This window comes from Steroidobacter sp., assembly GCF_036406195.1.
Taxonomy (GTDB): Bacteria; Pseudomonadota; Gammaproteobacteria; order Steroidobacterales; family Steroidobacteraceae; genus Steroidobacter.
Map to the genome: position 1 here is coordinate 1 of NZ_DASWVW010000010.1, position 12,441 is coordinate 12,441.

General features: G+C 60.4%; 12 protein-coding genes and 1 pseudogene. 5 read left to right on the forward strand and 8 right to left on the reverse strand.

Features of this window, described 5'->3' with window-relative positions; all coding sequences use genetic code 11:
- Positions 1-91: 91 nt before the first annotated feature.
- Genes VGE08_RS02815 through VGE08_RS02825 form a run of 3 tightly spaced genes read right to left on the reverse strand, consistent with a single transcriptional unit; the run spans position 92 to position 3,046 of the window.
- Entirely contained in the window at positions 92-1,123 is a 1,032-nt protein-coding gene (locus VGE08_RS02815; protein WP_331066337.1) for a tyrosine-type recombinase/integrase, read from the reverse strand.
- A complete protein-coding gene (locus VGE08_RS02820; RefSeq protein WP_331066338.1) occupies positions 1,120-2,097 on the reverse strand; it encodes a tyrosine-type recombinase/integrase in 978 nt (325 codons plus the stop codon). The genes VGE08_RS02815 and VGE08_RS02820 overlap by 4 nt, the downstream gene beginning before the upstream one ends.
- Positions 2,090-3,046, reverse strand: a complete 957-nt coding sequence (locus VGE08_RS02825) for a tyrosine-type recombinase/integrase (protein WP_331066339.1) — start codon at positions 3,044-3,046, stop codon at positions 2,090-2,092. Before VGE08_RS02825 ends, VGE08_RS02820 begins: the two co-directional genes overlap by 8 nt.
- 474 nt (positions 3,047-3,520) lie before the next feature.
- Between VGE08_RS02825 and VGE08_RS02830 the strand changes: the two are divergent.
- A pseudogene (locus VGE08_RS02830) lies at positions 3,521-3,796 on the forward strand (ATP-binding protein); the annotation flags it as partial.
- Positions 3,797-3,882: 86 nt separating this feature from the next.
- Complete coding sequence (locus tag VGE08_RS02835; RefSeq protein ID WP_331066568.1) at positions 3,883-4,494, forward strand: nucleotidyl transferase AbiEii/AbiGii toxin family protein; 612 nt, start codon at positions 3,883-3,885, stop codon at positions 4,492-4,494.
- A gap of 27 nt (positions 4,495-4,521) precedes the next feature.
- On the opposite strand, the gene mnmE is transcribed toward VGE08_RS02835, so the two are convergent.
- Genes mnmE through rpmH form a run of 5 tightly spaced genes read right to left on the reverse strand, consistent with a single transcriptional unit; the run spans position 4,522 to position 8,387 of the window.
- Positions 4,522-5,883 (reverse strand): tRNA uridine-5-carboxymethylaminomethyl(34) synthesis GTPase MnmE, encoded by a 1,362-nt coding sequence (gene mnmE, locus VGE08_RS02840; RefSeq protein WP_331066340.1) that lies wholly within the window; start codon positions 5,881-5,883, stop codon positions 4,522-4,524.
- Between the two features lie 7 nt (positions 5,884-5,890).
- Positions 5,891-7,582 carry a membrane protein insertase YidC gene (yidC, locus tag VGE08_RS02845; protein ID WP_331066341.1) on the reverse strand — a complete coding sequence of 564 codons (1,692 nt, stop codon included), beginning with the start codon at positions 7,580-7,582 and terminating at the stop codon, positions 5,891-5,893.
- Positions 7,575-7,847: a membrane protein insertion efficiency factor YidD gene (gene yidD, locus VGE08_RS02850; protein ID WP_349258602.1), complete on the reverse strand. Its 273-nt coding sequence runs from the start codon at positions 7,845-7,847 to the stop codon at positions 7,575-7,577. Before yidD ends, yidC begins: the two co-directional genes overlap by 8 nt.
- On the reverse strand, positions 7,844-8,209 hold the full coding sequence (gene rnpA / locus VGE08_RS02855; RefSeq protein WP_331066343.1) for a ribonuclease P protein component: 366 nt from the start codon (positions 8,207-8,209) through the stop codon (positions 7,844-7,846). The genes yidD and rnpA overlap by 4 nt, the downstream gene beginning before the upstream one ends.
- A 43-nt stretch (positions 8,210-8,252) precedes the next feature.
- Positions 8,253-8,387, reverse strand: coding sequence for a 50S ribosomal protein L34 (gene rpmH / locus VGE08_RS02860; RefSeq protein ID WP_331066344.1), 135 nt, complete (start codon positions 8,385-8,387; stop codon positions 8,253-8,255).
- Positions 8,388-8,653: 266 nt separating this feature from the next.
- On the opposite strand from rpmH, the gene dnaA reads away from it, so the two are divergent.
- The 3 genes from dnaA to recF all read left to right on the forward strand — a co-directional run bounded on the left by dnaA (position 8,654) and on the right by recF (position 12,419).
- Positions 8,654-10,009, forward strand: a complete 1,356-nt coding sequence (dnaA, locus tag VGE08_RS02865) for a chromosomal replication initiator protein DnaA (protein ID WP_331066345.1) — start codon at positions 8,654-8,656, stop codon at positions 10,007-10,009.
- Between the two features lie 220 nt (positions 10,010-10,229).
- Positions 10,230-11,327, forward strand: a complete 1,098-nt coding sequence (gene dnaN, locus VGE08_RS02870; RefSeq protein WP_331066346.1) for a DNA polymerase III subunit beta — start codon at positions 10,230-10,232, stop codon at positions 11,325-11,327.
- A 27-nt stretch (positions 11,328-11,354) separates the two neighbouring features.
- The gene (gene recF / locus VGE08_RS02875; RefSeq protein ID WP_331066347.1) at positions 11,355-12,419 is read left to right on the forward strand and encodes a DNA replication/repair protein RecF; all 1,065 of its coding nucleotides are present in this window, start codon (positions 11,355-11,357) and stop codon (positions 12,417-12,419) included.
- The last annotated feature ends 22 nt before the right edge of the window (positions 12,420-12,441 follow it).

Here is a 12,441-nt window from a genome sequence, read left to right on the forward strand (position 1 = left end):
TCGACCTATGTTGAGGACTCAAATATGTGGAGCCGGCGGACCTCGACATCGGTTTCGCACGGAGAAGCTGGATGATGCACTCCACATATCTTTAGAGTCTCCGAAGCCAGGGAATGAGCTCCGCGCCGTTGATCATCAGCCGCCCACCTTTGGGAGGTGGCAGCGCATCCGGAAACACTTGGGACAGCGCCTGACGTTTGAGATCAATATCCGCACGAGCGTAGCGCATCGTCGTATTGAGGCTTGCGTGCCCGAGCCACTGGCTGATCGTGGCGAAATCGACCCCGGACTTCAGAAGAGCGATCGCGGTTCCGTGCCGCAGAGAATGCGGATGGAGATGTTTGCTACGAAGTGTCGGCGCTGCATGGCTTGCCGCGGCGACGTATTTGCGCAGCAGATATCGTACTCCGAAACGAGTGAGCTGTTGACCGCGTGCATTGGTAAACAGAAGCGCGTCGGAAGGATCCGCATCGGATGCTGGGCGCAAGCTAATCAGGTCACGCAGAAGCCGCGCTGTAGCTGGCCATAAGGGACACAGGCGTTCCTTACTGCCCTTCCCCAACAGCCGAACTTGGCAAGGCGCATCGAGTCGAACATCGCGACGGCGGAGATTGAGGACTTCCTGGACGCGGGCGCCGGTGTTGAACATCAGCGCGAACAGTGCGTAGTCGCGCTGACCTGCCGGCCGAGTCCGATCAATGCTCTCGAGCAGCGCGTTCATCTCTGCACCGTCCGGGTACTCGATCGGTGCGTCACGCGCACCGCGTTTGAATGGTAGGTTGATCACCCGTTGTAGCGTAGCCAAATGTTCTGGTCGTTCGAATGCGAGGAACCGCGCGAGCACGTGAAGAGCGCCGAGGCGGGCATTCCGCGTCGCTATGCCATTGTGTCGATCGGTCTCAAGGAACTTCAGGAACTTCAGGACACGCTCGGCGGTAAAATCCCTGATGCTCAGCTGCTCGACACCGCGACGACAGTCCCGTGCTGAGAATTGCAACATCAGAACCACCGCGTCACGATAGCTGCGAATGGTGTGCAAACTCATCCCACGCTGCTCCGGAAGATACTCTTCGAAGAAGCGCGTGATGCTGACGCCCAGATCGGCAGAACGAGGGCGCTTCATGAGGCACCTCCCGTAATTATCGCCGCGTACGCGCGCGCGAACCGCTCGTTCGCGCGCATGGTGACGGTCGGCATTTGCCGCAGGTAGTAAGCCGTCGAGACGATCGAAACGTGCCCCATGTACAGGGCCAGCTTCGGCAGGCACGACTGCACATCGGCGCCTGCTTCGTACCAGCGCAGCAGCGCGGAGACAGCGAACGAGTGTCTCATGCTGTGTATGCACGGACGTCGACCGCTGCTGTCGCGAATGTCTGCCGCTACGATTAGACGACGGATGGTGTGACCCAGCGCCGCTCCGGAACAACATCTGGAGTTGCGTCTGCCGTTAAAGAGCAGTGGCGCCGTCGGGCACGTTCCATTGTGCGTTCTTCGCCGAAGCGCCAGGTACCGATGCAGTTCCTCTCGGGCACTACGCGACAAAACTATCCACCGGCTTTTGTGGAACTTTGACTCACGGATGCGCAAGGCGCCTGACAACAGGTCGACGTCGTTCATCCGCAATCGAACGACTTCGCCCCGACGCAACCCCGCGGTGTAGAGCAACACAATCGCGAGTCGGACAACATGTGGGCGCAGCGGAGAGTGGCTGTGCGGTGGCAATGCCGAAGCCCTGCACAGGAGTTCGGCGATCTGCGCCGGTTCAAATAGCACGGGCAGCACATGTGGGCGAGTTCGTGCGAACGACAGCGGGTCTGGCACAAAGCAGCGCGGCTGCGTCCGGCGTCTATAGCAGCAGAATTTGTAGACGGCCATCTCGCGCCCGCGTTGGGTGTTAGGGCTGAGATGCCCCAGGGTCTTTCGCCATTGATCGAAGACGCTCTGGTCGAGATCGACGGCGCGCCGGGCCACGAGGAACCGGCGCAGTGTGCCCAGCATCCACTCCTCCGAAGCATAATGTCGTCCGAAGGCACGGCGGTTCGCGAGGTAGGCGGCGACCGCGGCATCCCAGCGTCGCAATCGTTTGACGTTACGCATGGCACCCTCCGTCGTTCTCGCCATTATCATTAGGTGCCGGCACTTCGAGCGCCACGTCACGCAAGGCGTCGATGTCCAGGCGCAGATAGACGCAAGTGCTCTCGAGATCACGGTGGCCGAGCACGTCCCCAATCGCCTTGATGCCAACACCGCGGCTCAACAGACGCATGGCGAATGCGTGGCGCAGGGAGTACGCGGAGTATCGCGTCGGGTCCTGACCACTCTCCTTCAGACGCTTGGCGAAGATCTCGTAGACGCCGGTGTTCTTGAGCGGACCGATGGGGCAGCGTTCCCTCAAGAAGAGCGCCGTCTGCTCACGGGCTTCCTGCCGTCGGTCACGATCGCGACGGAGATATCGGCGCAGAGCATTCACCGTCGCTGGTGCGAGAGGTAGCACCAAATCAGACTGCGTCTTCCGTTGCTCGACTCTTAGCGTGGTGCTCGTCCAGTCGATCGAGTCGAGACGCAGCAATGCGATCTCTGATGGCCGCAGACCGTAGTGAGCCATTAAATGAAGGATCGCGTAATCGCGCTCGCCGGACTTACTGCCTCGATCAATGGAGCGCAGTAGTGCTTGGACCGCGGACCAATCGAGCGCTCTGGGTGGCAGTTCACCTCGATAGGTGCGGGGTGTATCGATAGCATCGAGCTGTGCGGGAATCTCGCCGAGATCGTGGCACCAACGCAGGAACGCTCGCAGGGCGGCAACCGTATGCTGCAGCGTCTGACGGCTTACCTCCGCGCCCCTCACGCCGACGAAGTGCTCAATGTCGGTCCCGGTGAGAGTCCGGAGCCGCTGTCGAGGACGAAGTCCTCTCTCGAGAAAATCCGCCACTGCCGTGCTGTGATGTGCCAGGGTCGAACGAGCAAAACCCCGCACCTCCATCAGATAACGTTCATACCGTTGGCGTAAATCTGCGAATCGACAGTCGCCGGTCTTGTCTTCCAACCGTCCTTGCGACCGCAGAAACCGCTGATATGCATGCTGTGTCCCCCGATACCAGATCAAGCGGGAAGCCGGTCTGCGGTGTTTGCCGAACGCCGTTTGCAGCTGCGTTGTCGTGAACGTCGCGCCTGGAGCAGCTCCCGGCATGCTCCGAAGCGTCCGATCCAGCCGGACCACGTGCCGACGCCGGATCACCGTTGTGTAGTGTGCGGCCTTGAGCCAGTCGGCAAAGTCCTCCAACTCACGGCGAAAAGGCGATTGCTGAAGCGGTCGGCAGCGCCATGCCGCTCCACTGCGAAAGAGATCGTTCAACATGTTGCTCTCCCAGTGACATATGACGGAGAGCAACGTAATCGATGCGGCGATTAGTTATGTGGACAAGACACCGTGATATACCGCCCATTACCGCGCGATAGCCGAGCAACTCCACATATCTGAGTGCTCAACATAGATCGATATACGTTGTGCGCAACGTACATCGATGAGCTGGGCTACTTACCCTTCGGTCGCGATGAGGCCAACTTGTTCTTCAACGTCGTGGCTAAACGCTACGAGCGCGGCAGCATGATCCTCACCAGCAATCTGCCCTTCACGCAGTGGGCAACGGCACTGGCGGACGATCAGACGCTCACGGCGGCGCTGCTCGATCGCCTATTGCATCACGCCCACATCGTGCAGATCGCAGGCGAGAGCTATCGCCTCAAGGACAAGCGGAAAGCAGGATCGATGAAGCTATCAGCGAAGACTCAGTAATGGTGCCTGGGTGGGTCAAATTTACTTCGGCGTTTTCTAGCCTGGGTGGGTCAAAATTCAATCGGCGTTGACACTATTCCGAAGATATCGATCTCGTTCAGATCAACGCGGAGCCAGCCGGACCAATCATGACGGCGCTGCGTCATGTGCTCGATCCGTGGCTCGGCGAACCCAGATGGAAGCAAACGGAAGGTCGCGTTACGTTTGTTTATCGCTTCGACTCCGAAGGCGTTCCTCCCCTACGGCTTCGACTCAAAGTAGAAATCAACTCCCGCGAGCACTTCTCTGTATATGGTGTCACTGGCCTGCCGTTCTCGGTCTCGTCGCGCTGGTTCGCCGGTCAATCGGCAATTGCCACCTACGCTCTTGATGAACTGCTGGGAACCAAAATGAGAGCCCTGTACCAACGCAAGAAAAGCCGCGACCTCTTTGACCTCGCGGTGGCTCTGGAACGTGCAGCAGTCGATCCCGATCGCATCGTCGCTGCCTTCCTGCGCTATATGGAGCACAATGGCCATCGGGTATCGAGGGCGGAGTTCGAACGGAATATCGACGCCAAGTTGTGTGATCCGCAGTTCCGCGGTGACATTGGACCCTTGCTTGCCGCCGGTTTTGAATGGGACAGCGACAGCGCCGCAGCTATCATAAGCTCGCAGTTGATCGAGCGTCTGCCCGGCGAACCATGGCGAAAGGGATGACAGCGGACATCCCGAACTAATCCACTACTATTTCCCGATGCAGAACGTCGTGAAGATTCGTCCGAGTAAATCATCCGGAGTGAACTCACCGGTGATTTCCCCGAGACATTGTTGAGCCTGGCGGAGCTCTTCTGCCATCAGCTCGCCGGCACGCTGTTCTGTGAGTTGTCGTTGCGCTTCGTTTAGGTGTGCTTGGGCGCGGTTCAAAGCGTCGAGGTGGCGGCGGCGGGCGGAGATGGTGCTGGTGCCGGCACCTTGGAAGCCCATGCACTCTTTCAGATGTTCGCGGAGCAGGTCCATGCCTTCGCCGGTCGTGGCGGACAAATGCAGGCGAGGCGGTTGGGATTGTTCGTAGCGTGACTGAGCACCGGCAAGATCGATCTTGTTGAGTATGACGCTCACCGGAATGTCAGCGGGCAGGCCGGCCAGCTCGGCGCGCATGCTTTCGTCATCCAGGGCGCGGCTGGCATCGATGACATAAAGAATGCGGTCGGCGCGAGTCATCTCGTTGCGAGCACGGCGGATACCTTCGGCTTCGACGACGTCGGCGTCGTCGCGGAGACCTGCGGTGTCGGCGATGTGGAGTGGCATGCCATCAATGTGGATGCGTTCGCGCAGGACATCGCGAGTGGTGCCCGGAATATCGGTGACGATCGCAGCCTCGTAGCCAGCGAGCCGATTCAGCAGGCTCGACTTGCCGGCATTCGGGCGGCCCGCGATGACAACGGTCATACCTTCGCGCAGCAGCGCTCCTTGCTGAGCCTTCGCGGTAATCTGCTCGCAAAGATCGACGGCTCGAGCGATGCGTTCGTGCAAGACGTTGTCGGCGAGAAAGTCGACTTCCTCTTCGGGGAAATCGATCGCGGCCTCGACGTGCATGCGCGTCTCGATCACTGCCTCGGTCAATGAGTGCACGGCCACCGAGAACTCGCCTTGCAATGATCGCAACGCTGCGCGTGCTGCCTGGCTCGAGCCGCTGTCGATGAGATCAGCGATGGCTTCGGCCTGAGTCAGGTCGATCTTGTCATTGAGAAACGCGCGCTGTGAAAACTCGCCCGGCTGGGCAACTCGCGCGCCCAGGCTCAGCACTCGCGAGAGCAACATATCCATGACGACGGGACCGCCGTGGCCATGCAGCTCCAGAACATCCTCGCCAGTGAAAGAATTCGGCGCGGGAAAATAGAGCGCCAGGCCGGCGTCCAGCATCTCGCCATCGGCATCGCGAAAAGTACGCAGCGCTGCGTGCCGCGGCTCGGGAAGGCTCCCCAGCACCTCGATAGCAATGCTCGGCACGAGGCTGCCGGAGATCCGCACCATCCCGACACCACCGCGACCCGGCGGTGTCGCGATTGCCGCGATGGTGTCACTGTCGCCGGCGCGGGTTGTCATGGTCCGCTCAGCTCTTGTCTTTTTTCGCTTCCTCGGCGACCAGCTTGTTGATGCGCCACTGCTGCGCAATCGACAACAGCGTGTTGGTCAACCAGTACAGCACCAGGCCCGCCGGGAACCACGCCATGGTCACCGACATGATGATGGGCATGAACATGAAGATCTTGGCCTGCATCGGATCGGCGCTCGGCATCGGCTGCAGCTTGAACTGCGCGAACATCGCCCCGCCCATCAGGATCGGCAGGATGAAGTACGGGTCGCGCGAGCTCAGGTCGGTGATCCAGCCGAGGAACGGCGCCTGGCGCATCTCGACGCTCTCGAGCAGCACCCAATAGAAGGCCAGGAAGAACGGAATCTGGATCAGGATCGGCAAGCAACCGGCGAGCGGATTGATCTTCTCGCGCTTGTAGATCTCCATCATCTGACGGCCGAGCTGCTCGCGATCGTCCTTGTAACGTTCCTGAATCGCCTTGATGCGCGGACCCAGCGTGCGCATCTTGGCCATCGAACGGCCGCTGGCGGCGGTGAGCTTGTAGAACGCCAGCTTGATCAGGAAGGTGACGATAATGATCGCCCAACCCCAGTTGCCGACCACGCTGTACACCTTCTCCAGCAGCCAGAACAACGGCTCGGAAAGAATGGTCAGCTTGCCGTAATCAGCGACGCGCTCGAGCTTGGGACCGGTCTGCGCCAGCTGATCCTGCAGCTTCGGACCGACGAACAACGTTTCATTGAAGGTGTGCTTGCCGCCAGCAGGAACCGTTTCCAGCGGACCACGATACGAGAGCACGAAATCGTTGTTGCTGTTCAGGCTGAGCTGATAGTCATAGGGAGCGCCTGCGGGCGGCACGGCAGCCGCGACGAAATGGTGCTGCAGGGCCGCCATCCAGCCATTGGTGATGCTGGCTTTGAAGGCGCGATCTTCTTCGTCTTCAACGTCGAGCTTGCGATAGGCCTTGCCATCGAAGATGGCCGGGCCGCGAAACGCGTAGGTTTCGACCCTGAAATAGGACCGTTCGACGTGCTCGTAGTGACGCACGATCTGCACGTATGAAGCAGCCTTGTAGTCGCTATCCGAGGTATTCACCACGTCATAGGTGAGATCGACGCGATAGCTGCCCGGCTTGAACTTATATGTCTTGACGACCGTGATGCCCTGACCATCGGTCCAGGTCAGCGGCACGACCAGTTCCTGCTGGCCGGCAGCCAACGTGTACTCGTTTGCGGCGGATTGATAGGTCACCTGGTGAGTCGGCTCGGCGCGCTGATCGGCGGCGCGCAAGCCCGAGCGGGCGACGTAGATCGGCGGCGTGGGATTGAACAAGCGTACTGGCAGTTCAGGGCGATTCTTCTCGACCGGATACTTGAGCAAGTCGGCTCGAATCAATTCGCCGCCGCGCGTGCTGATGTCCATCGACAGGACGTCTGTCTTCACCTGGATGACGGGCACGTTCGCCGGAGGCGCCTCTTTACTAGAAGAGAGCTCGGGGGCAGCGCCCGCCGGTGCCGGTGGCGCATCGGTGCTGGCGGAAGGCAGGTCCGGCAATGTTTCAGCCGCGGGCGCGGCGCTGCCGTTCGCGGACTGGGTTGAGGAAGCCGCGGGCACAGGCGGAGGAGCGTAGTCCTTCTGCCACGTGATGAAGTTCAGATACAGGACCAGCGCGAGCGCGGCCCAGATGAATACGCGTTGGTTATCCATGGGGGACCGGCTTGGTAGCGTCAGTCGTCTCGTTAGTTATCAGGTCGTGGTGGTCGGTTTCGGGCACCGGATCGTAGCCGCCTTCGTGCCACGGATGACAGCGGAGCAAGCGTCGCACCGTTAGATAGCTGCCGCGCAGCGCACCATGTTGTTGCAAGGCCTGTTCGGCGTAGCAGGAACAACTCGGATAGAAGCGGCACGTCGGCCCGAGCATGGGGCTGAGCAGATAGCGATACGCGCGAATCGCGCCGGTCAATGCAGTCACGACTGGGCGCATTGTTTTATAACCGTGCGCCAGTGTTTTTCGAGACTGCGCAGGATGGCGGCATTGTCCGCATTGCGAGCGCCGGAGCGCGCATTGACGACGATATCCACCGCGGGCAGTTCATGCTGATGTAGTCGAAACGATTCCCGAATCAGGCGCTTGATGCGGTTACGCCGCACGGCGTTCCCTACAGTGCGGGCGGCAATCGACAATCCAAGTCTCGGAATCGAACCGCCGCTGTTGCGAGTGAGGATCGCGAAGCAGGCGTCGGTGGAACGGCGCGAGTCCCGGTAGACGCGATCGAATTCGGATTTATGCCGGAGACGTTGCGCCGGTTGAAACGGTCGGGCCGGGGCTGGCAAGTCTGCAATCGGACCCGTGCGAGCGCCGCTGCAAGGCCGACGCTCAGACCGTGAGGCGCTTGCGGCCCTTGGCGCGGCGACGAGCCAGCACCTGGCGTCCAGCTCGAGTGGCCATACGGGCGCGAAATCCGTGCGTACGGGCGCGGTGAACTTTGCTGGGCTGGTAAGTACGCTTCATGCGGGCATCTCAACGCTGTCGAAGATGGGTCTGATCGGTTGCTTGGGCCAGAACTCGCGCTAAAACAAGTACATGCTGGCGCGCATAGAGGGGCGGCAAGACTACGCACCACCCCCCTCAGTGTCAAGCGTGACAGTGCTTCCCAGCGCACAAAATTGGGCGCTTTCGCCTGTGGATAACCTGCCGTGCAACGGGGTAGACTCGCCGCCTCTCGCGTTGACCTGGCGCAGAACAATTCTTTCTTTTGACGATTAGGGGACGAAACCGTGCAGGGTTCGTTGTGGCGCCGCTGTCTCGCGCAATTGGAAGTGGAATTGCCGGAACAGCAGTTCAATACGTGGATCCGGCCGCTGCAGGCTGTGGAGGACGGACGCACGTTACGCTTGCTCGCGCCGAACCGTTTCGTCGTTGATTGGGTGAACGAGAACGTGGCCGGCCGGATTTCCGAGCTGGTCGACGCAGTTGGCGAAGAGCCCGCCCCGGCCGTGGTGCTGGAAGTCGGTTCGCGACCTTCGGCTCCAGCCATGACGCTGAATACTCATCAACCCGTACCCGTGCGTCCTGCTTCGGCCGCGCCGGTGCGGGACATCCCTGCTGTCCTGGGCAGCCGCCTGAATCCCGAGTTCACCTTCGCCAACTTCGTCGAGGGTAAGAGCAATCAGCTTGGCCGTGCGGCGGCCTTTCAGGTCGCTGAAAATCCCGGCCGTGCCTACAACCCGCTGTTCATCTATGGCGGCGTGGGCCTGGGCAAGACTCACCTGATGCACGCCGTCGGCAACATGATCAAGGCGCGCAACGACCGTGCACGGGTCGCGTATGTGCACTCGGAGCGATTCGTTGGCGACATGGTGAAGGCGCTCCAGCACAACACCATCAACGATTTCAAAACCGCCTATCGTTCGCTGGATGCCCTGCTCATCGACGACATCCAGTTTTTCGCGGGCAAGGACCGTTCGCAGGAAGAGTTCTTTCACACCTTCAACGCGCTGTTCGAAGGGCAGCAGCAGATCATTCTGACCTGCGACCGTTATCCCAAGGAGGTCGACGGCCTGGAAGAGCGTCTCAAATCGCGCTTTGGCTGGGGCCTCACCGTGGCCATCGAGCCACCGGAGCTGGAAACCTGCGTCGCCATTCTCATGAGCAAGGCCGCCGCGACTCGTGTCGATCTGCCCGAGGAAGTGGCGTTCTTCATTGCCAAGCGTATTCGTTCCAACGTCCGAGAGCTCGAGGGCGCACTGCGGCGCGTGGTCGCCAACTCGCAGTTCACGGGCCGCGCCATCACCATGGATTTTGCCAAGGAGGCGCTCCGCGACCTGCTGGCGCTCCAGGATCGCCTGGTCACCATCGATAACATTCAAAAGACCGTCGCGGAATACTTCAAAATCCGCGTGGCCGATCTACTGTCGAAGCGTCGCAGTCGCTCGATCGCCAGACCACGTCAGGTTGCGATGGCGCTGGCCAAAGAGCTGACGAGTCATAGCCTGCCCGAGATTGGCGATGCGTTCGGCGGCCGTGACCACACGACGGTGCTGCACGCATGCCGGGTGATCAAGGAGTTGAGGGAGTCGAACACACGCACCAGCGAGGACTACTCAAACCTGTTGAGAACCCTGGCTGGATGACTGTGGATAACTTGTGGTTCTGGCGTGGGCTTTATTTATCCACAACAACCACACAGTTTCGATACAAGCTGTGGCAAGGTTCATAGATGAGTTTTGATGGCGGTAAAGCGCTGGTAGGACTAGGAAAAAGTGGGTTATGCACAGCCATTGCGGGCCTTCATAATCATCATAATTTCTTTAAATACTTAATCACTAATTAAGATAGCTCAAGGTGACCACGATGAAGTTCAGTGCCGAGCGGGAAAGCATCCTCGCACCACTGCAGGCGGTAATCGGCGTTGTGGAACGCCGCCAGACCATGCCGATCCTGGCCAACGTTTTGATCGCCAGTCGTGGCGAGGAGCTGTTCATCACGGCCACTGACCTGGAAGTGGAGCTGGTGGCCAAGGCCAACGTCACCGTGCAGCAGGGCGGCGAGATCACACTGCCTGGCCGCAAGCTGCTCGACATCGTCAAAGCGCTGCCCGAAAAAGCGCAGGTCGCCGTCGCCATCGACGGCGAGCGGGCAACGATTCGCTCCGGCAAGAGCCGCTTTACGCTGGCGACCCTGCCGGCGAGCGACTTCCCGACCGTGGAAGACATTCGAGCCCAGAAGGCGCTGCTCATTTCGCAATCCGCCCTGCGACGGCTGCTCGACAAGACTCACTTCTCGATGGCGCAGCAGGACGTGCGTTACTACCTCAATGGCATGTTGCTGGAAGCGGATGGGAAAACGCTGCGAACGGTCGCGACTGACGGCCATCGTCTTTCATATTGCGAGGCTACGCTGGAGCACGAGGCTGGCGCGACTCAGCAGGTGATCGTGCCGCGTAAAGGCGTGTTGGAATTGCAGCGATTGCTGGCCGGTGAAGGCAATGTGGAGTTGGCGATCGGAACCAATCACGTTCGTGCCCAGATCGGCGATATTCGCTTCACATCGAAGCTGATTGACGGACGTTTCCCGGAATACGGGCGGGTCATTCCGAGCAATCCGACCAAGCGCGTCAATGCCGACCGCGATGTGCTGCGCTCGGCCCTGCAGCGAGCGGCCATTCTTTCGAACGAAAAGTACCGGGGAATCCGTTTGGCGGTTCGACCCGGTGTGCTGGTCCTGCAATCGCACAACCCCGAGCAGGAAGAGGCAGAGGAGGAGTTGGAGATTAATTACTCGGGCGATGAGCTCGAGATCGGCTTCAACGTGAACTATCTCCTGGATGCCCTGGCGGCGGTGGATGGCGGCGAGGTGGTCCTCGGCCTGACGGACGCGAACAACAGCTGCTTGCTGAGCTCGGACAGCTCGCCGGAAGCCAAGTACGTCGTCATGCCCATGAGGCTCTAAGGAGCGAGCAATGACTGGCTGGCGCCCGTGCTGACTGCGATCACAGTCGACAACTTTCGTTGCATCGAACACGCCAGCCTCGATTTCGATTCGCGCTCGACCGGCATCATCGGTGACAACGCCTCCGGCAAGACCAGCTTGCTGGAGGCGATTTACTTTCTGGGGCATGGCCGGTCTTTTCGAAGTGCCCAAGCCGACAAGCTCAAGCGAACCGGCACCTCCTTCTTCCGAGTGGTTGGCCGCCTCGCGACTCATCGCGGTCTGTTGACCGCCGGACTTGAACACAGCCAAGGCCGCACTCAGGGCCATCTGGCTGGCCAGGGGATTTCGGGCATCGCTGACATCGCCGAGGTCCTGCCCTTGCAGATCATCGATCCCGGGGTTCATCGATTGGTGGAGGAGGGTTCCGCCCGGCGGCGGCGACTCATGGACTGGGGTGTGTTTCACGTGAAACGTGAGTTCCTCGGTTTCTGGCGTCGCTACCAACGCGCGCTGTCCCAACGGAATGCCGCGCTCCGAACCGTGCAGGCCGAGGAGCTGATTCATGCCTGGGAGGCGGACTTTTGCGCGGCCGGTTTAGAGGTCGATCGATTGCGCGCCCACTATGTCGAGGCGCTACGGCCTCACTTCGAGGCTCTGGCAGAGCGCTTGGTCGGGCCGGGCACGACGCTGACCTACAGGCGAGGTTGGCCCGCGGACGTCGACTTGCGACAGGCCCTCTGCGACTCCATATCTAGAGACCTGCGGCTGAAGACAACTCACGTGGGTCCCCACCGCGCCGACCTTGGCTTCCTGGTCGAGGGTGTGCCGGCGAGGGATCGGGTTTCCCGCGGCCAGCAAAAGATGCTGGCGGCGGCCTTCATCCTTGCTCAGCTGCGTTGCCACACCGCCCTGGGCGCACCGGAAACGACGCTGATGTTGGATGATCCAGCGGCCGAGCTGGATGTGGATAACTTGGGGAAACTTCTTCTGGCGATCGCCGAGATCCCCAGTCAATTGATCGTCACCTCGGTGCATGAGCGCGGGCTGAGGGGCATCGATATAGGCCGTAGGTTTCACGTGAAACAGGGCCATTTCGAGCCAATGGTATAATCCCGCAGCTCCATTTTTAGGC

Excerpts from the sequence above, each read along its gene's own strand:
- rpmH (WP_331066344.1), bottom strand. The coding sequence starts at position 8,387 with ATGAAGCGTACTTACCAGCCCAGCAAAGTTCACCGCGCCCGTACGCAC.
- VGE08_RS02815 (WP_331066337.1), bottom strand. The coding sequence starts at position 1,123 with ATGAAGCGCCCTCGTTCTGCCGATCTGGGCGTCAGCATCACGCGCTTC.
- VGE08_RS02820 (WP_331066338.1), bottom strand. The coding sequence starts at position 2,097 with ATGCGTAACGTCAAACGATTGCGACGCTGGGATGCCGCGGTCGCCGCC.
- yidC (WP_331066341.1), bottom strand. The coding sequence starts at position 7,582 with ATGGATAACCAACGCGTATTCATCTGGGCCGCGCTCGCGCTGGTCCTG.
- mnmE (WP_331066340.1), bottom strand. The coding sequence starts at position 5,883 with ATGACAACCCGCGCCGGCGACAGTGACACCATCGCGGCAATCGCGACA.
- dnaN (WP_331066346.1), top strand. The coding sequence starts at position 10,230 with ATGAAGTTCAGTGCCGAGCGGGAAAGCATCCTCGCACCACTGCAGGCG.